This window comes from Rummeliibacillus suwonensis (assembly GCF_007896435.1).
Taxonomy (GTDB): Bacteria; Bacillota; Bacilli; order Bacillales_A; family Planococcaceae; genus Rummeliibacillus; species Rummeliibacillus suwonensis.
The window spans coordinates 1261598-1288297 of the sequence record NZ_VCBL01000001.1 but is presented as its reverse complement, the minus strand read 5'-3'; the positions used below and the strand labels follow the sequence as shown (position 1 = coordinate 1288297).

Genomic DNA, 26700 nt, shown 5'->3' with positions numbered 1-26700 from the left:
TCAAAATACAGACTGCATCTTCTTGAAGTTGCCTAGGGCTTTTTAATAATGTCCTTTACAAAAGGTACAGTTAAAACTTCATTGGTAGTTTATTGTGTTTGTATTAAAAAAATTTTTAATACCCAACAGAGCTACTATAATACTAATTTTATTCCTATAATAAGATAATTAATCAAAAACTACACTTTTTTGGGGGTTAGCGTTAAATTCAAACATTAATTCTATCTGTTCCTTGGTATTTCTCTTAGTTGATAAGGTGGGTAAATTATTCCTATCGAAAAAACCTGCATCGCTTGTTTCTATCCCAGTCTTTAATTTTCCAGAAACTACTTTACACTCAATGAAAATTTTATAAACATAATGAGGTTCTGGAGGATGATTATGCTTACTTTTATCTAAAATAGCAAGCAATTGTAATGGTTCTACTTCAAAGCCGGATTCTTCTTTTATCTCCTTTACTGCAACTTCAGACGGTGAATAACCTATATCTCCCCATCCGCCAGGTAATGCCCATTCTGCATCCTCTTTTTCCTTAACCAATAATAGTTGATTTTGTTCATTAAAAATTACCCCGCGAACATCTACTTTTGGTGTAGCATATCCAGTATCGTTGGCAAAGTCTAATTTTATTATGTTTCTATCTACTGTTGTGTATTTATTTAATATTTCCACGCTTAAATCTCGTAATTGTTCATACCGTTCTTGATCATAAATATCATGACAATAAGCCAACCCTGACTGAGCAATTGCTTGGATTTGTTTAGCCCAGTCTAACCAGATAAGGTCATTATTATTATTTTGTTCTTCGGCTACTACTCTTGAATTAGATATAATGTTTCCTCCTAATCTTTTAAATATTAGCTACAATTTTTATTATAACTAATATTTTAAAAAATGCAACAATTAACAAATTAAGCAAAAAAATACTTAGATTTATGTAATAGTATTACATGTCCATTTTAACAAGGAGTATAAGCATGTAACCTTTAGCATAGTGCGATTTCTTGTGTTACTTTTCATGAACATGTGTTAGATTCGAACTTTGAAAAGGCTGGATAGGCTACACTAAGTTGGACAGAAAAAATGAGGGCTAATACAATTACTCTAACAAACAAAAGGAGCGTGCTACTATGCCTCGCCAACGTTGAACTTTTACAACAGATTTTAAATTACAAATGGTCAGGCACTTCGAGAATGGAAAATCCCGTGCAGATATTTGTAGAGAGTATAACACCAGCTGGTTAGATAAGTGGATTAAAAGCCATGGGAATTCAGGTTCATTTTCTGCCAAGGACAATCGTACAGAAGAAGAAAAAGAACTCATTGAACTTCGAAAAGAATTACACCGATTACGAATGGAGAATGACATTTTAAAGCAAGTCGCGCTGATCATGTGACGAAAATAGATGTGATTCGCAATAATGCTCACAAATATTCGGTATCAGCAATGTATGACGTCCTAAATATTCCTCGAAGTACTTACTATTATCAAATGAGCTTACGAGAAAAAGATGTACAACACAAGCAAGAAGAAGTGTTGATGACAGCAATAGAAAGCATCTTTAAAGCAAGTCGAAATAACTATGGCACACGTAAAATTAAAGTGGAATTAAAAAAGCAAGGACTAATTGTTTCACTTCGTAAAATTGGCCGTATTATGAAAAGGCTAGGGCTAGCTTCTAATTACACTGTTGCTCAATTTAAACCCCATCGTTCAACTTGTAACGAAGCACCTATCCAAAATAAATTACAACGCCATTTCCAGCAGGAACTGGAATTAGCAGTAGTTGTCAGTGATTTAACATACGTCCGTGTCAATGGAAAATGGCACTACGTCTGTTTATTTGTCGACCTTTATGACCGAGAAATTATTGGATATAGTGCCGGAGCAAATAAAGATGCAGCACTAGTATATAGAGCATTGGCAAGCATTAAGAATAACTTAAACAACATTAAAATGTTCCATACAGACCGTGGTAAAGAATTTGATAATAAACTAATTTCAGAAGCCTAAGAAACGTTTGGTATACAACCTTCACTTAGCATGAAAGGATGCCCTTATGACAATGCTGTAGCCGATGCGATGTTTAAAGTTTTCAAGACCGAATTCACAGAACATTGGGTTACTTAACCCCAATAGAATTCAAGCTACAGTCCACATAAAAGTTGTACAGTTTAGTTCGTTGTGGGTTTATTCATTATTGAATAATCTGCCTAATTCTCTCTTCCATATACGTTTAGCATTGCATCTATTTCTTCCTCAGAGAGGTTGTCAATATCAATAATTTCTTTATCTCTACTTTGACTATAAAGATTTTCACCTACTGAAGATTCTTCTAATTTTTGGACTTCTAAAGACAGACTTTTAATATTGGGTGATTCAAAGAAAAGTCCAATTGGAATATCCTTATTATATAACTCTTTAATTCGTGACAATATTCTAATAGCTAATAAAGAGTGTCCTCCCAACTCAAAAAAGTCATCTTCTATTCCAATGTCCTCAATATTGAATGTTTCTAAGAAAATAGACTTTATATTTTTTTCTATCGAAGTTAACTCACTAGAAGGTTTTGTACCAACACTCTTAGTTAGGTCTGGAAGTGGTAAAGCCCTTTTGTCGATTTTTCCACTTGGACTTAAAGGGAATTCCTTCATAAACACAAAATAGTTAGGAATCATATTTATTGGAAGGCCATTTTTTAGGTAGGTCCTAAGCTCATTAGAACCTATATTTCGTTCTTTTTTCAAAGTAATATAAGCTACGACAAATTTAATATTCTCTATGAGAATAACCTTCACAATCGATTGTAATATATCTTTATGTTTTGATATTGTATTTTCTATCTCTCCTATATCAATAAAAATACCTCGTACTTTAACATAATTATCAATACGATCTATATACTCAATTTCTCCGTTTTTTAATTGCTTAACCAAATCTCCAGTTCTATACAATTTTTTATAGGGAGAATTGGAATCAGGATTTTCCACAAATTTTTCTCTTGTTAATTCTGGACTATTAATATATCCATCCGCTAATCCCATACCTCCAATCCAAAGTTCACCCGGTTTTCCTTCTTTAACAGGTCTACCATTTTTGTCCATAACATATAAAACTACATTATCAATAGCCTTTCCTATTGGAATAGTTTTAGTTTCAAAATCCTTTTTACATATATGAAAAGTTGTATCTATGCACGCTTCGGAAGGACCATATAAATTAATTAAATCAGCGTCCATGATAGAATAAAATTTGTTTTTTAAGGTGTATGGAAGAACTTCTCCCCCACAAAAAACATATTTTAGTGTTTTACATTTTTTAAATTCCTCATCCTCAATCAATAAATATAGCATTGGTGGCACTAACTGTATTACAGAAATAGAATTTTCCTGTATACACTCTATTATTTGTCTTAAGTTTTTCTGTACTCCTGTAGGGGCCATTACTAATATGCCCCCGGTTAATAAAGGAAAATAAAATTCCCAAACTGATGCATCAAAGCTAAATGGTGTTTTTTGTAAAACACTTTCACCCTCTTGTAACGGGAATTCCTTTTTCATCCAGACCATGTGATTTACAATTGCTTGATGAGGTATTATAACCCCTTTCGGATTTCCTGTAGAACCTGATGTATAAATAATATATGCTGGATCACTAGGTTTTGCAGGTAGGAACGGTTTGCTATAAAAGGGCTCATTTAACTCTTGTAAATTATCAACAAATAATTTTTCACTTTTTATAGACTTTAATTCAGATAAATAAAACTTCTTTGTTAATACAACTTTAACATCAGTATTCTTTATCATATATATTATTCTATCTTTTGGATACTCTGGATCAAGCGGAACATATGCACATCCTGCTTTTAATACAGCAAGAATGGCAACAACCATCTCTAACGAACGTTCCATATAGATTCCTATATAACTATTATTGTCCACCTTCTCACTTAGTATTCTTGCTAGAAGTGCCGATTTTTCATCCAGTTCACTATAGGTTAATATATTATCTTCAAATTTAACTGCCACTTCTTTAGGAGTTTTTATTACTTGTAATTCAAACAAATCAACTATATTTGGATTAGAAGCGGTCATATCTCTAGTAATCCTATTATCCATTTTAGCACCCCTCATAATTAGTAGTAATAGAACTTAGATTAACTGATGCTCCTGTCTTTATTATTTAATTACTCTATAATTAAATACTTTATAAAATAGAAATGTAGACAAGATCCCCAGCATAAGAAATATAAAAGACATCACAATAGATGGTAAAAATGCGCCCACAGTAATAGCTAAAGAACCCAGTATAGAAGCACCCTTAGTAGTTAATCCGTTAATTGCCATATAGGCTCCCCTGCTTTCTGCAGGGACCATATTTGCTAACAATGCTTGTTTGATTGGAACATACGCCAATTCTCCGACTACCACTATTACCATTGATAAGATTAAGAGTAAAGGAGATGCTAGATAACTTATTAAACCAAACCCAATCGAGTAAAGAATAATTCCAACTATTAAAACATTCTTATCTTTAAATCTTTTGGATAATCTAGCTATAGAATTAGCAAGAATTATTACAAGAAGGCAATTGGTAAAGTTTAGTAACCCAAACATGTTATATCCGTTTAGTTCAAATTCATAATTAAAGATATTAATAGTCATAGTGTTAACATCTGTAACTAGCCGGACTCCAGTATAATTCATTGCTTGTAGCTGAACAGACAATTCCAAAACACATGCAATTACAAAAATTATAAATATACTATCTTTAGCAACTACCTTATAATTTGTAGCAAGCTCCTTAAAGATGTTCTTTTGGACATTTTTGCTAGGTGAAAATTCTATAGTGTCCCTAATGAAAAATAACAGCATAATTAAAGATATTAATGAAATGATGCCCAAGCTCATTACCAATTCAAATTTATATGTAGCAAATAAAAATCCCCCTACTAATCCTCCTATGAGCAAAGAACCATTGAACATCATATAGTCAGCCGTATAGATAAATTTCCTGTTCTCTTCTGTACTTGCATCCACCAACATTGCGTCTCCTGCAGGTCGTGAAAAACCCGTTGAGGCATTAACTAAAATATTAGATATAAATACTATTAGATTAGCATTGCCCAAAAAACTAAAGGCCATAATAATTAAAGATAGACAACGAACTATTTCAGAAAAAGCAAGTATTTTTTGCCTTCCATATTTATCTGCAAAGTGACCACCCAATAATCCAACGAGGAAACTAATTACTGTGTTTATCACAAAAATTACGCCCGTCATTGCAGCTCCATAAACTTGTGAAAAGTAAATTATTATAAAAGGGAAAATCATATTACCGGCTATATTGGATGCGAATTGTTCAAATAGTCTAACTTTTACATTAAAATGTAAATCTTTAAATTGCTTAATATACATATTACTCTCCTAAGAAACTATTTTTACTTTTTAATCCTATTTATGACTATTGGTATGTCTACAATCTATTTTTTGTATCATAAACATCATAAACATTCCATGAAGATATCAAATAGTTAAAATGTTTATAGCTTTTTTGATTTCTTTGGCAATTTCAATTACATAGGGTTCTGTCAGCATCACTCCATGGGTGGAGTTTATATCATATAAAGTTATATTTCCTTCTATAAATTCATGCCACCCTTTAAGTGAATCCATTTCTTCTTTAATTGCTCTGAAAAAAACGATTTCTCCTCTAAATGGGGTTGTCGGCTTCGGGTAAGTATACATAGCACGGTGAAGCTTTATATTTACCGATAATGTTTTTTCCATATCTTCCAATTCCATACCAGGAGGTAAATACCCTTTTTCAATCCCTAATCGTAACATTAATTCTAATCTTTCTTTCTCAGTACTATCTCTAAATTGTTCAATTTCTTTAGAGTTTAACTTGTATCTTTCCATATAATCTAGTATTAACTCGAAATCGTCTAAATGAGTTCTAAATTGAGGTAATAACGAATCCAACAATACTAACATACTGACTTCTTCATTATTTGCTTGTAGCTGAAGTGCCATTTCAAATGCAATATTTCCACCAAAACTATGCCCGATGAATTGGTAAGGTCCAACTGGCTGTACTTTCTTAATTTCTTTAATATAAATTGTTGCGATCTCTTTTAGATTATCTGAATCTCCATATGGATTTGAAATACCTAAAGCATAAATAGGATTATCATAGCCTAAATGTTTTGTTAATTCCAGATATCTAAACCAATTTCCACCAGTTTGGTGAAAAACATACACTGGTCTACCTTGTCCTTCTTTTTGAACACAAGTGATAAAACTATCTTTTTTCATCTGGGTACCATTTTTTATTATGTCCGCTAAATGTTGTATTGATGGCTCTTCATAAAACACATTCAGTGGAATTTCGACTTGATACTTTTTCCTTATTTTTGAGAGAAGCTGCACTAACATTATTGAGTTACCACCGATTTCAAAGAAACTTTCTCTTAAGGTGATTGTTTTTAAATTTAAGATGTCTAACCAAATTTTTTGAATTTCATATTCAAGTTGAGTTCTTGGTAAGGATTCTGTCAATATTTCATAGCGATTCTTTTTTTGGTTATCCAATATGGATTCTACAATCACACTTCTACTTTCAAGTTCTTTTCTATCTAGTTTTCCATTTGGAGTAAGAGGTAACGCTTCAATTCTATTAAAAGTATTCGGAATCATAAAGTGAGGAAGATTTTTTCTTAGCTGGTTTTTAAGTTGTTTTTTTATTGTTATAGTATCTACTTCACCTTTACCAACAAAAAATGCGTCAATCTTACTATTTTCTTTAATAATGACTGCAGCATCCACTATATTTGGTACCTTTTTAATTGTTTCTTCAATCTCCCCTATTTCTACCCTATATCCATTTACTTTTACTTGATGATCGTTACGTCCTATAATTTCAATAAAACCTTTTTTATTCCATTTAACTAAATCCCCGGTTTTATATAATTTTTCGTTTTCATTAAAAGGACTTTGGATGAATCTTTCATTAGTCAAGGATTCATTGTTAATATAGCCTCTACCAACACTGGGTCCTCCAATATAGAGTTCTCCAGGCAAGTTTTTTGGCTGAAGGTGTAAATTATCGTCAAGTATGTATACCTTTGTATAAGACAGTGGTACACCTATTGGAGTATTTACAAGATTTAGTTCATTAATTACAGAACTTGTCATTTTAAATAGTGTAGAATCAATTGTTGTTTCTGTTACACCATATGTGTTAATAATATCTACCTGTTTTTCAAAATTCTCCAACAATCTTTTATAGTCCTTTAATTTTAATACATCCGCTCCCACAAGTATTCTCTTTAATGAATTAAAATTCATACCAGACTCTGATACATAATCTAAAAAAGGTAAAACTAAAGCTGGTGTAGATTCAAAAAAGCTTATTTTGTGTTCATTAATAAAATCAAATAAATTTGGGAAATCTATTTTTATTTCATCTGGACAAATGAAAAGCGTTCCTCCAGTAATTGCAACTTTAGCAAGGTCACCAATGAATACATCAAATGACTGATTGGCCAATTGCAACAAGTTTATTTTAAATTCATATAACTTATAGTCTTGAATATAAGATTTAGTCATGCTAGATAATGAACGATGCTCAATCATTACTCCTTTTGGCTGGCCGGTTGTTCCTGAGGTATATGTAATATAAGCTAAATTATGTTCGTTAATGATGGGTTCTACATATTTTCTATTACCTAGAGCTTGCCAATCACTATCTATTGAAAAGAGATGTATGTTAAATTCTGTTAGAAATTCTTTGTAGTCGCTTTTTGTGATTATATAATTTAACTCGCTGTCTTCAATCATGTATTTTATCCTATCTTCGGGATACGAGGGTTCTAAAGGGACAAATGCTCCTCCCGCCTTATGAATCGAAATAATTGCAATAAAAGTTTCTATCGACTTCTCCATGTATATACCGACTAGTGTTTCCGGCTTAACTCCCATTTGCAACAAATATTTAGATAAGTGAGTTGATCTTTCATTTAAGTCTTTATAGGTTAATGTTTCCCCGTTAGACCAGATTGCAATATCATTTGGTTTTATCTGAGCCCATTTTTTAATAAAATCATGAAGTAAGGGAAGATTATCCGTTTCTTTGAGTCCGTTGTTACCAAGCGTTAATAGTTCTTGTTCTTCAGTTTGATTCAAGTATTTATATTCCATTAACTTTTCGTTCGAATTTTGAATCACTTCTTTAATTAATCGGATATAATGTTCCGCGTATTCTTTTATCGTGTCAATTTTAAAAAGGTCTGTATTATACTCAAAATCTAAAAAGAGTCCTTCTTCTGATTCATAAGAACTTAAAGTTAAATCAAATTTTGCAACATTATTAGTCAAAATTTCCGGTTTCAATTTTAAATTGGAAAATCTAATTATATTCTTTATTCGCTCATAAGAAAACATCACTTGAAATATTGGATTATGGTTAGCTGCTCGTTTAATATTTAGTTCCTCAACAACATTTTCAAACGGAATATCTTTATTACTGAGTACATCCAAAACCTCAGCTTGTGTATTACTTAGGAACTTGGAAAAGTTAAGATCTTTAACAACATTGAGTTTTAAAACAGCGGTATTAATATAAAAACCGAAGGTAGATTCTAATTCATTAGTATTTCTTAAGGATACTGGGGTACCAATAAGAATATCTTGTTGTTTAGAATACCTACTTAACAACAATCCGAATACAGATAATAGCAAGGTAAATACTGTTGTTTTATTTTCTTTTGCGATTTTATTTATATTTTCTCTAATAGCATCAGGAACCCGAATACAATAATTTTTTCCTTCGTAAGTAGCACTTAATTTTCTATTAAAGTCATACGGTAAATCTACAACATGCTCCACTCCAGTTAACTTATTTTTCCAATATGTAATTTGAGAATCATATGCTTCATTCGTTAACTTATTTTGGGGTAAAACCAAGTTTTGATTCACTTTATTTTCGATATTTTCATCCGTTAACTCTCCTATGTTCTTAATATAGTTTTTTTGCAGTTCTTCTAAAAAGATTTTTATTGATACCCCATCTGAAATTATATGGTGGAAATTAAATATAAATTGAAAATTATCATTATTTAATTTCAAGAGTATAAATTTAAATAATGGGCCATTCCTTAAATCGAATACAAAATTTTTAATGAGATTTTTATACTCTTCTACTTTCCTATTAAGTTCATTCGAATTAAGTTCACTCAGATCAACTATAGGTAGTTCAAATTTAAAATTCTGTATCAGCTGTTGATATGGTAAGCTATCTATCTCTATAAAATGAACTCTTGTAATTGGATACTTATTAATGAATTCTTTTACACTCTGTATAAAAGCTCCTTCCTTAAAACTACCCTCTATTAACAAAGAATACGGTATATTATAAAGTTTTTTATTTTCAGCTAACTCATAAAAAAACCATAAACTTTTTTGCTGGTCTGTTAACGGAATCGGTCTTTTAACGTTTTTATGGTCTTTTAATAGTTCTTTTAATTTCCTCTTTTTTTCATCCAAATCAGTTTTTACTAAATCAACATTTTTCACAATACCAAACCTTTCTTGTCCAAAAAGTAATTTTCACTCATTAGATATCTCAAAGTAGTCCTTAAAAATAATATTGTTCGGTAAATCTAATGAAACAGAAGAAATCGCCATTTTATATTCTTCTTCGATATTGTATTCCTTTTGATATATACCGTTATTATTTTTCCAAATAACGGGTCCTCCCTTTTGAAGACCATAAAGACCAGTTCCAACCATTTTTAAATAGGATTCTATTTGTACCCATTTCGAATAAAATGCTTTTAATTGTTCCCTGGGTTCTTGCCCGTTTTCCCAAAAATATCGAACTTGATCATCGTCAAAAATAAATGGAACTAAATCATCTAAATTAATGGGTAAAATTTCTTCAATATCTATTCCTATTTTTTTGTCACTAATCGCTAAAACAATCCAATGCCCTGAATGAGAGATATTAAAATCTATAGTTTTATAATTGATATTATGGTTGGTTAAAATAGGCCTGCCGTACTTATTGGTTGTTATGTAACTTCCCTTGAATTCACCTATACTGTTTAATACATTGTCTAACAATAGATAAGCATAATAAGATCTATACTGATCAAGTAACTGTTTTCGGTTATATTTACTAACACAAATACCTATATCACTAATTTGTTTCCAATTAATTTTTTTTAATACTAGTGTTTGTAAGGGTAACTTACACGCATATACATTGATAATTTTTATCACCTCTAAGTATTGTTTAAAGGTTATATAATCTTTTACCTTATGTGACAGTTATAAATTATGAGTAATTAAAATCAATTCACTATTATTGATCACAACTACTCATAATTTTAACTTCTATTTTATTCGAATAATAAAGGCTTCAGATAATCAATACTCTTCTTCACGCCTTCTTCTTCTGAAACAATAGGATCTTCAAATTCAATGCTAATCATTTGATTGTAGCCTATCAGTTTAAGGGCAGATAATACTTTTTTCCATTGAACATCTCCCCAACCAGGAATTCTGAATCTAATTCCTCTATCTGGCCTTGACAGATCCCCATGCGGTAATGAACCTGAAAATGGATGTTTATAAGTGATTTCTGCGTCCTTACCATGTACATTTACTATCTTTTCTCCTAAATGTTCAATAAATAATTCAGGATTAACACCCATTAAAATCATATTTGAAGGATCCAAACATAGTTTTAATAAATTACTATCAAGTAATTCGGTTACCCTAATTGTTGTTTCAATATCATATGCTATTTGCTGAGGACCTACTTCGTGAGCAAAAACTACTCCCTGTTTCTCATAGTATTCGAGAATTGGCATCCACCTCTCATAAGCCATTTTTAATTGGTTATCCCATCCGTCTTTATTTGGCCAAGGATAATAGTCTGAGAAATTTTGACATCCTAAATAACCGATAACCTGTGAGACGCCATATTCTTTGGCAACATCAGCAGCTAATTTTGCTCTCTTTATTCCATATTCAATTTGTTCCTCAGCACTCCCCGGGTAAAATCGTTGAGTTGCCGCTCCATGTGGCCCTAATACAAGCTGAGAATCTCTATGAATAGTTAAAGCAGAAATTTTCAAACTATTTTTTTGTAAAACATTTGTATAATTATTAAAGTAATCTTTGGTTAGAGCCTTATCTAAGTCGAGATGTTTACTTCCTCTATTAGAAACAACTTCGATATATTCTATACCGTGTTCCATAATCTTTGGAAAAGCCTCTTCAATTTCTAAGTCTTGATAAACCCGGGTAAATAAGCCTAACTTCATACTGATTTAACCTCTAATTCAGTAAATGCCTCCTGAAGCACATCAAATACCTCATTAATTTGAGCTTCTGTTACAATAATTGAAGGTTTTAATATAATTTTATTCTCAAATAGTCGTGTAAAAATTCCTTTATCCATTAGATAGGAATATACTATTTTTGCTCTATTCTCACTTGTTTCAAAATCATTATTCTCAAAGGTAATTCCGTGAATCAAACCAATACCTCGGTATGTTATATCAATCTCTGTTTTCTCTTGAAGGGCTTTAAGTCTTTGTTTAATAACCTTCTCTTTCTCTTCGATATGAAAGTCTGTGTTTTTTAATTCATTTATACACGCCAATGCTGCAGCACAAGTCAATGCATGTCCACCATGAGTAAAATCTGCATCGTTGTATTTTAGATAACCGTCATATTTTTCTTTAATTAAAATACCTGCTAACGGATGCCCAGCTGATAAGCCTTTACCCATTGTAATGATGTCAGGTGATATACCATAATAATTAGTAGCAAATAATTGAGGTACCCAACCAAAACTTTGATTTTCATCCAATATGAATAGACAATCGTTTTCTTTACAAATTTCTTGGATTCCCTTTAGAAAACCTCCAGTTCCTTCATTAACTAAAACTCCGGCATTTACCATCATTGGATCCACTAAGATTGCTGCTATATTTCCATGTTCTTTCACTTTTAGTTTGATATCGTCTAAACTCTCTATATAATCTTCCGAAGTTTCACATTTTGGCCAATCGGAAAAGACAACATCTTCTACATTTCCTATAAAAATCTCAGGATCTCTCATATATCCCCTAAGCTGAATAGTCTGGGTCGTCTGACCAGTGTGGCCTTTATTAAATGAAATAATTCCTGATTTTCCTGTATACTTTTTAGCAGTTTTAATAGCTGCTTCGTTAGCATCAGAACCATCACACATTTTAATATTTACCTTATTAAATCCTTTTGGAGAAATACTTACCAAAGCTTCAGCAGTTTTTAAGTAAGGTAAACTAGAGAATCTGCTAGATGCATAAGTCAAAGTTGAGGCCTGTGATTGAATTGCTTCTACAATACTTGGATGACATTGTCCTAAGAGCAAATTCAAAGTTTGGCTTGAGAAATCAGTAAATTTGTTGTTATCTATATCCCAAAAATAGATACCTTCCCCTTTTTGAATTGGTTGTGTATTTATATCTGGCCAGGTATTTTTAGCTAGATATTTAGAATATTTTTCATTAATCTTCATAGTAATACCACCTCTTTATTAAGATATTTTATATATTGAGCCATACCGTATAGTCCATTTAAATCGTCATCCTTCCCTAGAGAAACCATTTTATCTATGTCTGTATCTGATTTTCCGAAAATACCCATGTTTTTAAGATGTTCCTTTATATAGTTGATATAGGTTTCTCCAACACTACATGCAAAACCTCCGATAATTACATATTGATTGATACCAATTGTGGAATGTAAATAATTAATACTTTTGGCAATAGGATAAGTACCCTTCTTCAAAATTAATTCACAAAATTTATCAGAATTTCTTAAACCCTCATTCAATTCATAAGTACTAATTTTCTCTTGATTTTTATACATAGAGATTTTATGCAATTCATGCCCTTTTTGAATAAGATCATAAGCTATTTTTTCTACTCCACGACCTGATGCAATTGCTCCAACATGCCCTTTTTCCCCACAATCACATAAAAAATCTTTGTATTCCCCACCGAAATAATAATGGCCTAGTTCCCCTCCGTCTCCCATGTTAGAAATCAACGATCTTTTATTCCAAAACACTTTGTTGCCTACTCCTGAAGATACTGTTATTAAGCAGAAATTACCTTTATTAGTGTTTATATAACGCCATCCAGCAGCTGTAAGATCATTTATTATATGAATAGAAGTAGATGGTATTCTATTTGTTAACTCCTTGTAAAGTGGAAAAGGATTATCAAACGGACCCCAAAGTGTAGGTGCTTGTATTACTTCTCCCTTGTTATTAATAGGTCCTGGAAAACCAATACAAATTTCTTTAATAAGATATCCTTTATCAGTATGGAGAGTATATTCATTAATAATGGAAGTTACCGTATTTTCTTGAATCGCTGAGATTGACGACTCTTGTGAGTTCAAAAAATTTATCGAGTCAAACTTTTTATTCTCAATCATATTAAATTGTGTGTCAAATATTCCTACTCTAAATGAAGTCCCACCAATATCAAATACTAAATAAAATTCTTTTGCTTTTAAATTCATCCTGATACACCTCAAGGTTTTCACATGCTTGCTTTAACAATTGCTTAGAAATAGTTTCTTTATCTTTAATGAATCTTGCCTCTCCTATCTGGATAGGTATTACTAGATTTAAGTTATTCCCTCTATGGAGAACAACATTGTCGAGTGATTTATAAATCAAATCCGTATGATAAATTGAACTATCATAAATGTCCATTCCTAAATCTAAGATTAAATTTAATATACGTTCTTTACTACTTTGATCGATTTTCCCTAAGAGATAAGAGATTTCAGTTGATATAGCAATGTCCATCGCTACTGCTAGCCCATGTTTTACTTCATAATTTGTAAATTCTTCTATAAATGGGCTGAAGGTGTGTCCAAAATCTACTAATCTTTCAAGATCATCTTCATAAAAGTTAACAACTAGTTGATTCAGCATATCTACTATTGCCATATGGTTAATCTTTTGATACGAATTCTTATTAACCTCATCACACTGTTCAGCTAGCGTATTCTTGTCGGATTCAATTCTTTCAAAAAGTTCCTTATCAACAATGATTCCCATCTTAATGATTTCAGCTAATCCACATTTTAATTCTTCAGGATGTAAAGTTTTTAGTAAGCTAATATCATTAAATACAGCGAACGGAGGATGGTAAGAACCTATGAAATTTTTAGATTGACGAAAATTAACCGAAGTTTTAATACCGATTCCGGCGTCTATTTGTCCTACTAGTGTAGTTGGAATACGAATATAGTTTAATTTTCTCTTATACATGGAAGCAGCAAAGCCAACCATATCAAGTAAAATACCCCCACCTATTCCTATCATAAAAGCTCTTCTATCTAGCCCAAATTCTTTGCCGGCTTTGCATATTGATAATACGTTATCCATATTTTTGTTCTCTTCGGTAGTTTTAATAGTTATGATTCTCACTGCATCCTCAGGGAAATTGTATTTAAAATATTTATAAATCTTTTCAGAATACAATTGATGAACAGTTTCAGAAATTACCACTAGTAGTTTTTTATCTCTACAGGTATCGTATAAATGATTATTTTCCAAAGAGAATAAGTTTTCAATCATATGAATATTAAAAAAAATATCTTTTGAACTTTTTGTTACTATAGTTGAGTTATAAACTTTAACGAAATTTTCATTCACCATATAGACCACTCCCTATAAACTAACTTGGAATATAAGTACCTTTAGTATTGCGGAGGTATTATTTCTTAATCCATGAGTACCAAATACCGGATTAACCATAATATCTCCTTTTTTAACTCCTACCTCTTTGTTCTCTACAGTCATAATGCCATTTCCCTCAAAAATAAAATAAATTTCTTCATTTTCAGTATGTTTATGTATCCCTATAGTGACTCCTTCCGGAATCTCAACATAATCTATAAAATCTAAATTAGTATCAAAATCACTAGAGTCAAAAACTCTAACTTTATGCAGATGTCCTACTCCACTATGGCTATTTTCTAAAATCTTTTTCATTTGAAAAATGTTATTCAAGTTTTATAACACCTCTAATAATCTTATTGGTAAGTGTTTGATTAATTATTTCTTCTAGGGAATCTAAACTATAAAATGTAGTAATTAGTGAATTTATTACTTTATTATTTTTCTGCACCCAGTATATGCTTTCATAAATATCATCTTTAGTTGTATGTTTAGAGAAAAGAATGGAGATCTCATCTTCCCTAAGTGCAGTTATGTTTATGTCCTCTTTAAAATTACTAAAACACAACAATTGACTTTTGGGTTTCATGAACTTGACCACGTTTTCTAATACATCTTTTTTTCCAGTGGTTTCTATAACCAGATCATATTCTTTAAACTCATTCACATTTTTTAAAAGGCTGAAGTTAGGAAGATTTCTCTCAATTAATTCGTTCTTTTTTCTATTTGTACCAAATAAATCTATTGACATATTTTTTTCGTATAATACCAGGGCAAAAAGGATTGCCATAAAACCTGTTCCTGTAATCAAAATTGAATGAACTTGATTAAAATTTATCTTTTTTAGACCGTGCCATACGCAGCTAAACGAATCTAAAAATACAAATTCCTTATAATCTACTTGATTTGGTAGTTTATAAACTGAATATGGAATACTTTGTTTAGGTATTTGAAGATAACGCTTAAATCCTACTGGTGTTTATTGCAAAATAAAAGTACAGAGGTTTGCGAGAAATTTGTGCAGAACTCAACTGCATAAAAAAAGGCTTGCCAGCCCCATAATAATTCCCTACTGTATTGATTGAGAGACCACAACAGTAGGAGGACATGAAAGGATGCTAGCGATGCCTGAAGTAAATTATATCAAACATTTAAGAGAAGAAGAAGATTTATCTATAAACGAGATTGCAAGAAAAACTGGTTGTAATTGGAGGACTGTTAAAAAATACGCAGATGGAGAAAGTTTTCAAGAAACACTCAAGTTCACTAAAAGAGGAATGATGTATGAGGAGGGGTTCGGAGAAATTGTTGACTGTTGGCTTGAGGAGGACATGAAACTCAAGAGAAAAAACCGAAGAACTAGCAAGAAGATCCATGAAGAACTTAGAAACAACCATGATTTTAAAGGTTCGTATCGGACCGTATGCGAATATATCCAACACCGAAAGCCCCAACTCAAAGCAGCCAAGGTTGAAAGACATGAGCGTTTAGAACACCCTCCGGGTGAAGCACAAGTGGACTTCGGAAACATGACTGTGGTAAAAGACGGAGCGTATAAAGATGTCAAAGCCCTAATCTTGAGTTTTCCACATAGTAATGCTGGATTTAGCTACCCTCTTCCAAGCGAAAATACGGAGTGTTTCCTTGAAGGGCTAAAGGAGTTGTTTCACCAGGCTGGAGGGGTCCCAACCTATCTACGTATTGATAACTTGTCTGCGGCAGTAATTTCAATTGGCAAAGGGGACAAACGGACCTACACTGACGCATTTTTGAGATTCAAGTGCCATTATGGTTTTGAAGTGCAGCCATGTAATCCGTCAAGCGGGCATGAGAAAGGAAATGTGGAAAAGAAGGTTGGTTATACAAGGAATAATCTATTTACAACAGCACCGATAATGAAGAGTTTTCCACAATTAGCGGACTGGTTGAAGGAGGGAATGGAAAAGGATCGGCAACGCCTCCACTATGAAAAAAATGTGTTGATTGATGAGTTGTGGAAAGAGGATAAAAAACATTTGAAAGCCTTGCCTTTAACGGATCTTCCGATTTATTCTGTAAAATCCACAAAGGTTAATAAATATGGGGAAATTGAAGTTGACGGTGAAAAAATTGTTATCCACAAAGCGAAAATGAAACAAGGATTGGTCCTCAAAATGGAATGGGATCGATTCACCTGTTTTACGAATGGCGGAGAAATTGTTTACCAGGAAGACCGCCCTTATATGAATACAACAAGAGCGATACCATGGAATGATATTTTAATAGATTGGGAGAAGAAGCCTCGGTCTGTCAAGTATTCACGATTCTTTAAATATTTGCCTGAGAGGGTTCAAGCGTATCTGACGATACACCCGGAAGAAACCCGAGCAAGGGTTAAAGGTATAAAGAAACTATTAGAGAAGCATACACTAGATGATATTCACTCCTCTCTGGAAACAGAAGAACGGCTTGAAAGAGCTCCACATGAACTGGGATATATCCTAGAAGCTAAGGAGGCTGCTTATCCAGAAAAATTAACCGAAGTACACACACCTGAGATTTTGCTTAACTACGAAACAGATTTGCACACTTATGATAAAAAACTTTGTCCTTCCTTGGAAGGAGGTGTTTCCTGATGAACGATTTAAAGGCCATTTGTAAAACACTCCACCTTGCCCATATTATCGAGGAATTTGAGGAGATACCTTTTGAAAGCAAAGAACAGTTTTTACGTGATATTCTATCGATTGAAGTCAATTCCAGACAAACCACCAAAATCGCTAGACTGATAAAAAAGGCTAAATTTAGAGAGCTTAAATGGCTTAGGGATTATGAATGGTCCGACCAGCTGCACTTACCAGCAACAACCTCGAAAGAGGAAATCTGTGACCTCCGTTTTATAAAGAAAAAACAGAATCTTCTACTTTTAGGAACGCCAGGCACTGGGAAAACTCATCTAGGAACGGCTTTAGGTGTGAAGGCATGTGAACTGGGATTTGAGGTCCGTTTCTTTAGGGTGGCTGATTTGGTGGGACAATTAGAAGAAGCGATGAAAGAAGGCACCTTGCAGAGATTAAAACGACAGATTGAGAAGTGCGATTTGCTTATACTGGATGAATTGGGATACGTTCCTTTTCAAAAGCAAGGATCGGAATTATTGTTTCACATTATTGCAGACTGTTACGAGCATAAAAGTGTGATTGTAACCTCCAATTTGGAGTTTGGTCAGTGGAATCGGGTTTTTGGGGATAACCGTCTAACTTCCGCCCTTGTGGACAGACTAGTTCACCACGCGCATGTCATAGCGTTCACAGGGGAAAGCTACCGGTTGAAAAATGCCTTATCCTCCGTAAAAACGGATACTGGGATTTAATGTAAAAGAAAAGCTGCAAGCCTATGTAAATTTCTCTGCAATTTTCTGCACTTTTTGCTTGCAAAAAACACCTACTGGAACTGAATTAGGAGAGCTGCATAAGTTACTATCGGTTGAACATTTACTACATTTCATGCAACCATGCTTATGAAAAACAACCACATGATCACCCTTTTGAAAGTCTTCAAAATCTATTAATACTTCTCCAACAAGCTCATGGCCAAAATATGATCTGTCATTATATAAATAATTTTTACAATCTGAAGTACATATTCCTACATATTTGGTCTTTAATATTAAATGATCTTCGAAGTTATTCTCATATGCCTCAGTAAATATTATTTGCTTTTTACTATTTACCCTTGCTTCTCTGTTTAATAATTTCATTTAACCACCTTATATTTCAATTAATTTAATTATTTCTTTTGGATGACTTAAGTTTAAGAATGCATTTACTTCTTCCGGTTTTTGGCATCCCCACAAAGCTAGCGCGAAATCAATACGAGCATCTCTTGCGCACTCCAAATCGTAATTAGTGTCTCCAATATAAATAGCTTCTTTAGCTTCTGTTTGAGAAACTTTTAAGTATTTTAATAAAGGTTCAGGATTAGGTTTATGTTTTACAGTATCATCTGCACAAATAATATGAAGAAAAAAGTCATTCAATCCGAACTTAGAAAAATCATTATCAATCTCTCGTTTGGTTTTCGATGTTACTAGACCCATTGGAATATTTAACGCTCTTAAACTCTTCAGAGTATCTAAGATGCCGTCGAATACTGAGACAGTATCTAAAAATTCTTGCATGTACTTGCCCCAAAGTATATCTGCAGTTTCTACATCTTCTATCCCAAAGTAAGGTAATGCTCTAGCACCAGGTATACCGAGTACAAATGACAATTCCTCTATCTTATACTCTTGACCGTAATCAACCTTTAGCATTTTCTGAAGCGATCCTATTACCGCTTTCTCAGTATCAATTAATGTCCCATCAATATCAAAAACAATAGATTTGTATATAATCTCTCTCCCCCTATTAATCAATTCACTATTCGCTGAGTATTCAAATAATTTAGAAATAATTAAAAATTCAAACACCATATGAATATATTACCAAACAAACCTTTTTGTTGTCAATATTTTTAAAAATAGTAAATAAGAAAAATAGAAGATATAATGGTATAATGGCGAATACATTAAAAAAATAGAATAATTTTGAAATTTTTAGGATTGAATTATTATTGATATACTGATATTATAAAAATTAGCAATTTTTAGATAATTAAAATATTAATATATAACGAGGAGTGAAATAATGCTTAGAGCAATTATTTTTGATTTTGATGGCACAGTCGTAGATACATTACCTATATGTTTTTACTCATTTAATAAGGTTTTCAATGAATTTGATAAGATTAATTTATCAGATGCAGAAATTGTTAAAATGTTTGGCCCCTCAGAAATTGGAATCATTCATAATAATTTAAAATCAGATAGAAAAGATGAAGCGGTTGAAAAATATTATGAACATTATACAAATACACATAATGAACATTTAAAAGAAAGTAAAGAGATCTTACATTTGTTAAATTTCCTAAAAGAACAAAATTATTTACTTGCTATTGTTACCGGTAAATCATTTAGAAGTTTAGAAATCTCTCTTAATTATTTAAATCTTAATCACTTATTTGATTATATTGTTACTGCAGATGACGTTACTAAACCAAAACCGGATAATGAAGGGATAATGAAAGTTCTTGATAAATTTAACATTACGGAGGACGAGGCAATATTTGTGGGAGATAGCGATGCAGATATTCTTGCTGGTAAAAAAACAAACATGTTAACAGTTGGCGTTAAATGGTTAACTTATTCACAAGTTAAAACCTTTACTGTCAAACCAGATTATTATATCGAAAATACAAGAGACTTTTTAAAATTGCTTTAAAAAAAAGCATTTTTAATAACTGTTGAATAATTGACTTTGACAATTATTCTTATGTTTTTATGAAAAGGGGTAATAAAAATCGAAATTAAAAAACTAACTGGTGAAGAAATTGATACCTATGCAGAAATTGTCAATCGAGCTTGGCCAGCGTTGAATGCAGATAAATGGCTTAGAGAACATATTGAAGAATCTATTCACGAGACCACATATGGCCTATTCAAATCAAAAAAATTAGTAGCCGGGATAAGAGTTTTTAAGTTTGAATTAAACTATAACAAAACTTCGATACTTGCTTATGGTCTGGGAATGGTAGCGGTAGATATTCTTCATAAAAAAGAAAAGAATGCTTATCACTTGATTCAATATTTTATACAGTCAGCAGATGAAAATAACGTTACACTCGCGATGCTATATCCATTTGATTTTTCTTTTTATAAGAAAATGGGATTTGGTATAGGAACTAAAGTATATCAATTTTACTTAAAACCTCAAGCTTTTCCTGATTATCATACGAAGCAACATCTTAAAGAACTAACAGTTAAGGATAGTAATGAATTACTAGAGTTTTATAATAAGTTTTTTTATCAGACGCATGGTATGACAAAGCGTATCCTGAATCCAAGCGAATTAGAACGTCCGTTTAATTACGGTACTATTATCGGATTTTTAGATGAAACCAAAAAACTAAAGGGTTATTTAGTATTTTCCATAGAAGAACGTAACTTATATATTCATGAATACTTTTACGAGTCATCAGAAGTTCTTAAAGAGTTTTCGAGTTTTCTCCATAGTCAATCTGACCAGATTAATCGAATAATTATTAACTCAAGTGACGATGAACTAATTCATTTTGTATCTCAACCTGAAAGTGATCAACCTCTTATGATCAACTTTCCTTCATTGAATGAACATAAACATATAGCTCATATTGGAACTGGTGTTATGTATAGAATTATTAACCTCAAGAGTTTTTTCGAAGAATTGAAAGTCAAAAATCATCAATTTTATAATGAAACGCTTGTAATTAAATTTTCTATACAAGATTCTTTTTACCCTAAGAACAGCAAACCTATTATTGTCTCTTTTGTTAAAGGAGAGATCAGTGACATTAATTTATCACAGTTTGATGTAGAAATTAAAATGGATATTTCTAACTTATCATCTTTGGTTATGGGAGTTGCTAATTTTAAAACATTGGTTAGATTGGGGTTAGCTGAGCTTTCAAACCAACACTATATGAATTCAGTCCATAATCTGTTTACAATAGATCAGAAACCTATTTGTACCAAAGCGTTTTAAATACCTAGATGAAATCTATAAATATACAAATACACACATACTCTTACGCTTGATATTAGAGTAGGAGGCTAACCATTAGTTTGATTAGCCTCCTACTCTATTTTAACCATACATATCTTAGACCAATTAATTACGTGTTATGTGTAATGTTAAAAAAATATTATAGAACCCTCATCACTGCTGGAAATGACATGATTAACGCATGTATATCGACAATTTCCCCTTCATGAACGGCTTCCATTACACCAAAATCCACTTGGGCTTCTCCTTTTGGATGCTCTAACCGTTCATATCCTTTTGATTTTTCATCTTCTCTTGCCGCTCTACAATCCGCTATAAAGTCGCAGACTGTTCGATAAGAACCTGTGAAACCCATAGTTACTAACGCCTCACGCATTTGTTTATTTGTTCGACGTAGCTTTCTCTTTATTTTAGAATCTTCCTCCAACCAGTCGATAATAATTTGGCCACATCGTTCTTTATACATCATTCCCTTTTTAATATCTTCTTCTCTTGAGGAAGTTGATCTTCATCCCCATATTTCTTTGCGGTTCTCCAATTTATTGCTAAGGTATCCGCTATTTGGCTAATAGATAAACCTTTTTCATTTCGTAATGTTTTGAAACAATTAATTTCAGACGCTAACATCCCTTTCATACCTCCACTGATAAGATTCGACACCTATACAGCAGAGTGACTTTCCACGCTTTCTCCCTGTGTCTAATCAAATACTTTTTATTTTATCTATTCGCTATCATGTTATTTACTCTATTAACAATTCTTATAATTTGTATACATAAGCATAAATGAGGTCGATTGCGCTATATTTATGAGCGAAGCAAGTAATTGAGCTATTAAGAATATCAAATTTGACTATCTACCGATGGGCTAAAAAATTTATTATATTTAAAAGGGTTAAAAAGCAGGAGTTTTCCCTATTATGAACTTATACGAATGATTTTACCTACATGACACCAATGACATGTCGAATATCCAATGCTGACAAGAACAGGCTTGTCTTCTTGCTTTGCTTTTTGAAAGGCTTCCTCACCCCATGGAAACCAGTTTACAGGGTTGTAGGCATGCTGCAATAGGTAAGGCGAAGTCTCAGCAATAAGTCTATTGGGTTTATTTGTATTAGGCATTGGATCACCCTCTTTCATTTTTTAATTACTTCCCATTTATTTTAACCATATTGAATTTTATTTAATAATGTATACTTCAAAAAATACTTTTACTGCATATTAAAACTTTTCTATAGGTACTTAGAATGTTGAAAATCCACTGGTATGGTTTTTGAAATTATGCAGAGATGATAGAAAAATAGATGATCTAAATAAAGTGAAACTCCATCAGTGAAGATTTTCTTCATCCTCCACTGATGGTTAGCTGCACCAGTCGGACTTATACGGGCAGTTCATCCCCCGTCCTATCTTCTCGTTTCTCTCTATATCTTGAAATGTGGGTCTTACTGCCCGTTAAAGCGGGATAAAAAGTTACTGTCTACTCAATAGACGGAACAGTATGGAATAAGAATTAAAGCATCAAACGTGTTGATTATCCAATTTTCTCCACAAAATATAAGGGTATTCACTGGTTTCCGCTACGGCTTGCTCGCTTTCCTACGGGCGAACGCTAAGCCTCCTCGCTTCGCTGCGGGGTCTCAACTGTTCGCTTTTCCCGTGGGAGTCGAGCAAGCCTTCGCTCCAATCTACATAAATGGAGCTAAAAATATATGTTTTTTTTAGAATTTTGTCCAATTTATCACCTATTTTTTTCCTAATCAACACGCCTGTTAAAGCACATATAAATAATTGCGATTTATTCCACAAAAGTAGCGGCAGAAACCCCTTATTTTTCTTTTAATACCCAAAAACCGGTTAATATAATTAGGATACCAACCCCTGTACGCCAACTGGGAATTTCTTTTAGAAATATGTATCCGATTGCTACACTAACTAAAATCTCCATTCCTTTAGATACAATAAGCGAAAAGGTTAGGCTATCTACGATTTTTGTTAAAAACTTTACCCCATATCCAACCATCATACTTGCAGATAGAAAAAAAGGGATAACCTTAATATAGTACCATAAAGTGGGCAAAAAATTTGGATCAATATGTGTATTATGGTAAGCGTAAATAGCATTAATTATTAATAATCCGCTTACCATTAATAAAAGGGAAAGAATAATCATAAATGTTTGTTCTCCAGTTAGATTTGTTTCTACAATCTTTCCCCAATACAAAAATTTTTATGCAGTGAAAAATAAGTACACATTTTGCACGAGCTATATTTAAGAAACAGGTGCTTTAAAATCTCTTCCTGGTGCCGATTTAATAAAATAAAATTGTAGGATTTAATAGCGATTTTATAGAAGACTGCGGTCAACAACTACTCTTCCAAATTAGAAATAGCTACCAATCTTTTACACTCGGTATCACTAGACGACTGCCAAACATCTATTCCAACGTATTTTTACGATCAAAATTACCACTATAGAATTGCGCTATGGATAAATGCAACAACTCATCAAGATATGGATTTGTGAAGAAAACTAGCATTGCTTCCCTAGAATTGCTCCCGTTACTTGAATAAATAAAAAGCACCAACTTTTATCTCGCAATTATGAATCCCCTCATGTGTATAAGTCCATTTACCTTTCAATCATAGACTGCAAAACTTTTTCCATTTCTTCTTTTGACAATATATCTGCAGCCATTATGATTTTGTATCCTTTTTCTGGCACAATTACTTTCATACCCGTTTTGTTTAGTTCTTCAGAGGTTCCATATTCAAATTTAAGTCCACGTAAAGAATAGGAATCCTTTTTTTCAAAATGAAAAGAAGACTCTAAATCTGTTGTTTGATTTATTTTTAGCTGTTCTGTCCAAAACACATTCTCTCCATCGCTATAATCAAATGAAGTGACTGGTTCCTCGCCTTTATGGTAAATAGAAAAGTTTTCGCCAACTTTTTTATAACCTTCTGGTATATATGTTGGTTTTGTAATGGGGTAACTAGCATACTGCTGGACTTCGATTAATTTAAATTTATCTGTGTAGGAACGCTGTAATTCTTTAATCTGATGTAATCGCCTTGATTCTTTACTATCAGGCTCTCTGTTTTCTTGTCGTATCTTACTCCATATCGCTGTCTGTTCTTTAATTAATTGACTGTAATTGTTGAACTCTTCTTCTGTTAAATTCTCTTTTGCTATTTTCAAATGTCGTTCGAAGTAACTAATTTCTTCTTTGCTCTCATTAGGAAAAGCTTGCATGAAATTTTCCTTCGAACCCAATAGTTGACTGATGAATGATTGAGTAGCATCTACAATATTTGAACCACCAAGGGCATACCCAGTACCAATCAAAATCATTACTGAAGCAATTGAAGCAAGCATCCACCTAGGGTATCTTTTCTCTCTCTTTTTTTCCTCTTTAGCTTGCTGTACCCCTAAAGCAACTCTGTTATTTAATTCTTTCGGAATCTCAATCTTTTCCATTTCCTGTTTTATGTTATTCATAGACGTGATCCTCCTTAAATTTTTTTCGAAGTTTATGTAAGGCACGATAGAACACTGATTTTACCGTTCCTAAAGGTATATTCAATAAATCTGCAATTTCTTTAAATGAATAATCTTGGTAGAATTTTAAAATTATGATACCTTTTTCATCTTCACTTAACTGTTCGAGTAATTCTTGAAGGGTAATCGAAAGAGAAACATCTTCATCTTCTGAACCTATAAACTCTTCATACTCTGGCTTTAATGGAATTACTTTTTTATTTTTTCTAACTAATTCAATTGCACAATTGATCGTAATTTTGATTAACCACGTCTTGAAATATTCAGGATTTTTCAATGTATCTATTTTTTTAAATGAACGATATGCTACTTCTTGAACCACATCTAAAGTATCATTTTGATTTTTCACATAAGTGAAAGCGATTCGGTATATATCTTCTTGATATTGTTGAAAAAGCTTTAGGAACGATTGTTCATCCCTTTTTGAGCTTTTTTTATTAAATGGATTATGGTTATTCATCCTTTCTCTGTATGTCTTATATCTATTAGACAAACGAAAGACTGTTTTAGCTTAAATTATATTGAATTATTGCAAAATAAAAAAATCGTCTACAAAAGGGACGATTTTTAAATAAATAAATTTTGTTTTATAATGTCATCTTATTATATTTGTTTGCCCAGATTACAATTGGTCAAATAACATATTCGTTTTTAAGTGGTTGACAATATTGGTTTTAACACCCTGGCGTAACATTGAATCAAACATTTCTTCAATTAATCCACTTGTTTCTACATCTAAAATCTTTTTTAATGTGTTCATCACTTCTGTATATCTAATTTCATTCTTCTCATCAAGAATAGATTCTGCTTTTAGTTCTTTTAATACTTTAATGTGATTGTCTGTTAACTTCCCTTTTATTTTGTGCATAAATGACTGAAATAAAAGGACTACCCCGTCTCTTACAAACAGGCAAAAATAATATAACAATTTTAAAGGTTTAAACAATGAAAGATAATCTACTTAGAATAAATCATATTCAAATCTAGACCTATAATTATCGCAACTGCCTCTTTTCTTTCATTTGAAATAATTAGTTGGTAATTTTCTGGAGATGAAATTGTCTTTATTTCCTCTGGTGTAGAACTATCCTTGATTTTCATCTTTTGAAATAAGTGATAATGATCATTTGACTTTAATTTATCTAAATTACCTTCGATATATTTTGGTCTTTCAGCGATTTTGTCATTTATCTTATCCTGACCAGCTATGCCAGAGAAAGTAAAATAAAAATTACTTTTAGTAGACTTCAATGCTTCTTCTAACTTACTCGAAAGTGTAAAATCCATGTTAAGATAAATGTAATTATTTTTTTTAGTAATATTTAGTTTACCAGTTTTTATATTGCTTCCATTAATAGTATCACTGTATTCTGTTATAGAATTATAAAGAGAATCAGCCTTTTCAAAACTAGACTTGCTTGGAACAGGGTCAGATTGATCTACAAGCTCATCTCTGTGATCCGATTTAGAGCATCCAAAAAGAGAAAGCATTGTAATTAAAAGTATAGAAAACAATAGTTTATTCATACCAGTTGGTCCTTTATTCAATTCAAGCATTAATAAGTTTGTTCTCTTCATTTTGTTCATAACTCCTTTCTATTGCATCTTTTAAAATTCATTCCTCCCACCTACCGATAAAGAAAGCTTAACTCTTCTGACGTTTGATCTTTTAAGAGCGTTTTTTCAAACGCTGTATAAGCTTGCCAAAGTCTTGAAAGACCTTTGTAAATTCAGGAAAGAAGCGATCCGTCCAAC

General features: G+C 32.1%; 24 protein-coding genes and 2 pseudogenes. 5 read left to right on the top strand and 21 right to left on the bottom strand.

The window, feature by feature from the left end:
* Positions 1-168 precede the first annotated feature (168 nt).
* Entirely contained in the window at positions 169-780 is a 612-nt protein-coding gene (locus FEU33_RS05995) for an NUDIX hydrolase N-terminal domain-containing protein (RefSeq protein WP_146548503.1), read from the bottom strand.
* Positions 781-1175: 395 nt separating this feature from the next.
* On the opposite strand from FEU33_RS05995, the pseudogene FEU33_RS05990 reads away from it, so the two are divergent.
* Positions 1176-2110: pseudogene (locus tag FEU33_RS05990) on the top strand (IS3 family transposase); the annotation flags it as partial.
* A 104-nt stretch (positions 2111-2214) separates the two neighbouring features.
* Here the strand turns inward: FEU33_RS05990 and FEU33_RS05985 are convergent.
* From FEU33_RS05985 to FEU33_RS05940, 10 genes are all read right to left on the bottom strand, one after another.
* The gene (locus tag FEU33_RS05985; protein ID WP_186731330.1) at positions 2215-4119 is read right to left on the bottom strand and encodes a non-ribosomal peptide synthetase; all 1905 of its coding nucleotides are present in this window, start codon (positions 4117-4119) and stop codon (positions 2215-2217) included.
* Between the two features lie 60 nt (positions 4120-4179).
* A complete protein-coding gene (locus FEU33_RS05980; protein WP_146548501.1) occupies positions 4180-5418 on the bottom strand; it encodes an MFS transporter in 1239 nt (412 codons plus the stop codon).
* A 108-nt stretch (positions 5419-5526) separates the two neighbouring features.
* Positions 5527-9576, bottom strand: coding sequence for a non-ribosomal peptide synthetase (locus FEU33_RS05975; protein ID WP_146548500.1), 4050 nt, complete (start codon positions 9574-9576; stop codon positions 5527-5529).
* A gap of 33 nt (positions 9577-9609) precedes the next feature.
* The gene (locus tag FEU33_RS05970; protein ID WP_146548499.1) at positions 9610-10284 is read right to left on the bottom strand and encodes a 4'-phosphopantetheinyl transferase family protein; all 675 of its coding nucleotides are present in this window, start codon (positions 10282-10284) and stop codon (positions 9610-9612) included.
* A 119-nt stretch (positions 10285-10403) separates the two neighbouring features.
* The gene (locus FEU33_RS05965) at positions 10404-11333 is read right to left on the bottom strand and encodes a sugar phosphate isomerase/epimerase family protein (protein ID WP_146548498.1); all 930 of its coding nucleotides are present in this window, start codon (positions 11331-11333) and stop codon (positions 10404-10406) included.
* Positions 11330-12577 (bottom strand): aminotransferase class III-fold pyridoxal phosphate-dependent enzyme, encoded by a 1248-nt coding sequence (locus FEU33_RS05960; protein ID WP_146548497.1) that lies wholly within the window; start codon positions 12575-12577, stop codon positions 11330-11332. Before FEU33_RS05960 ends, FEU33_RS05965 begins: the two co-directional genes overlap by 4 nt.
* Entirely contained in the window at positions 12574-13590 is a 1017-nt protein-coding gene (locus FEU33_RS05955; RefSeq protein WP_146548496.1) for an ROK family protein, read from the bottom strand. Before FEU33_RS05955 ends, FEU33_RS05960 begins: the two co-directional genes overlap by 4 nt.
* On the bottom strand, positions 13553-14740 hold the full coding sequence (locus FEU33_RS05950) for a sedoheptulose 7-phosphate cyclase (protein WP_146548495.1): 1188 nt from the start codon (positions 14738-14740) through the stop codon (positions 13553-13555). Before FEU33_RS05950 ends, FEU33_RS05955 begins: the two co-directional genes overlap by 38 nt.
* Positions 14741-14752: 12 nt before the next feature.
* Positions 14753-15094, bottom strand: coding sequence for a cupin domain-containing protein (locus FEU33_RS05945; RefSeq protein ID WP_244950979.1), 342 nt, complete (start codon positions 15092-15094; stop codon positions 14753-14755).
* The gene (locus tag FEU33_RS05940; RefSeq protein ID WP_146548494.1) at positions 15087-15551 is read right to left on the bottom strand and encodes an MDR/zinc-dependent alcohol dehydrogenase-like family protein; all 465 of its coding nucleotides are present in this window, start codon (positions 15549-15551) and stop codon (positions 15087-15089) included. The genes FEU33_RS05945 and FEU33_RS05940 overlap by 8 nt, the downstream gene beginning before the upstream one ends.
* Positions 15552-15876: 325 nt before the next feature.
* Here FEU33_RS05940 and istA point away from each other — a divergent pair, with 325 nt between their 5' ends.
* Both istA and istB read left to right on the top strand, forming a co-directional pair.
* Positions 15877-17376, top strand: a complete 1500-nt coding sequence (gene istA / locus FEU33_RS05935; protein ID WP_146548493.1) for an IS21 family transposase — start codon at positions 15877-15879, stop codon at positions 17374-17376.
* Positions 17376-18113, top strand: a complete 738-nt coding sequence (istB, locus tag FEU33_RS05930; protein WP_370467591.1) for an IS21-like element helper ATPase IstB — start codon at positions 17376-17378, stop codon at positions 18111-18113. The genes istA and istB overlap by 1 nt, the downstream gene beginning before the upstream one ends.
* A gap of 21 nt (positions 18114-18134) precedes the next feature.
* On the opposite strand, the gene FEU33_RS05925 is transcribed toward istB, so the two are convergent.
* Both FEU33_RS05925 and FEU33_RS05920 read right to left on the bottom strand, forming a co-directional pair.
* A complete protein-coding gene (locus tag FEU33_RS05925; RefSeq protein WP_146548492.1) occupies positions 18135-18500 on the bottom strand; it encodes an alcohol dehydrogenase catalytic domain-containing protein in 366 nt (121 codons plus the stop codon).
* A 9-nt stretch (positions 18501-18509) separates the two neighbouring features.
* The gene (locus FEU33_RS05920) at positions 18510-19214 is read right to left on the bottom strand and encodes an HAD family hydrolase (RefSeq protein WP_244950978.1); all 705 of its coding nucleotides are present in this window, start codon (positions 19212-19214) and stop codon (positions 18510-18512) included.
* A gap of 214 nt (positions 19215-19428) precedes the next feature.
* On the opposite strand from FEU33_RS05920, the gene FEU33_RS05915 reads away from it, so the two are divergent.
* Both FEU33_RS05915 and FEU33_RS05910 read left to right on the top strand, forming a co-directional pair.
* Positions 19429-20061 (top strand): HAD family hydrolase, encoded by a 633-nt coding sequence (locus tag FEU33_RS05915; protein WP_146548491.1) that lies wholly within the window; start codon positions 19429-19431, stop codon positions 20059-20061.
* A 72-nt stretch (positions 20062-20133) separates the two neighbouring features.
* Positions 20134-21360: a GNAT family N-acetyltransferase gene (locus FEU33_RS05910; RefSeq protein ID WP_342355268.1), complete on the top strand. Its 1227-nt coding sequence runs from the start codon at positions 20134-20136 to the stop codon at positions 21358-21360.
* Positions 21361-21520: 160 nt separating this feature from the next.
* Here the strand turns inward: FEU33_RS05910 and FEU33_RS05905 are convergent, their stop codons facing one another.
* The 8 genes and pseudogenes from FEU33_RS05905 to FEU33_RS05875 all read right to left on the bottom strand — a co-directional run bounded on the left by FEU33_RS05905 (position 21521) and on the right by FEU33_RS05875 (position 26523).
* Positions 21521-21847, bottom strand: a complete 327-nt coding sequence (locus FEU33_RS05905) for a hypothetical protein (RefSeq protein ID WP_244950977.1) — start codon at positions 21845-21847, stop codon at positions 21521-21523.
* Positions 21847-22017, bottom strand: coding sequence for a hypothetical protein (locus FEU33_RS19090; RefSeq protein ID WP_244950976.1), 171 nt, complete (start codon positions 22015-22017; stop codon positions 21847-21849). Before FEU33_RS19090 ends, FEU33_RS05905 begins: the two co-directional genes overlap by 1 nt.
* A 308-nt stretch (positions 22018-22325) precedes the next feature.
* Positions 22326-22505 (bottom strand): annotated as a pseudogene (locus FEU33_RS05900) (DUF255 domain-containing protein); the annotation flags it as partial.
* A 706-nt stretch (positions 22506-23211) separates the two neighbouring features.
* The gene (locus FEU33_RS05895) at positions 23212-23556 is read right to left on the bottom strand and encodes a hypothetical protein (RefSeq protein ID WP_146548488.1); all 345 of its coding nucleotides are present in this window, start codon (positions 23554-23556) and stop codon (positions 23212-23214) included.
* A gap of 459 nt (positions 23557-24015) precedes the next feature.
* A complete protein-coding gene (locus tag FEU33_RS05890) occupies positions 24016-24885 on the bottom strand; it encodes a DUF4367 domain-containing protein (protein ID WP_146548487.1) in 870 nt (289 codons plus the stop codon).
* Positions 24878-25405 carry an RNA polymerase sigma factor gene (locus FEU33_RS05885; protein WP_146548486.1) on the bottom strand — a complete coding sequence of 176 codons (528 nt, stop codon included), beginning with the start codon at positions 25403-25405 and terminating at the stop codon, positions 24878-24880. Before FEU33_RS05885 ends, FEU33_RS05890 begins: the two co-directional genes overlap by 8 nt.
* Positions 25406-25567: 162 nt before the next feature.
* Positions 25568-25813, bottom strand: coding sequence for a hypothetical protein (locus tag FEU33_RS05880; RefSeq protein ID WP_146548485.1), 246 nt, complete (start codon positions 25811-25813; stop codon positions 25568-25570).
* Between the two features lie 89 nt (positions 25814-25902).
* Positions 25903-26523 carry a hypothetical protein gene (locus FEU33_RS05875; RefSeq protein WP_146548484.1) on the bottom strand — a complete coding sequence of 207 codons (621 nt, stop codon included), beginning with the start codon at positions 26521-26523 and terminating at the stop codon, positions 25903-25905.
* Positions 26524-26700 lie beyond the last annotated feature (177 nt).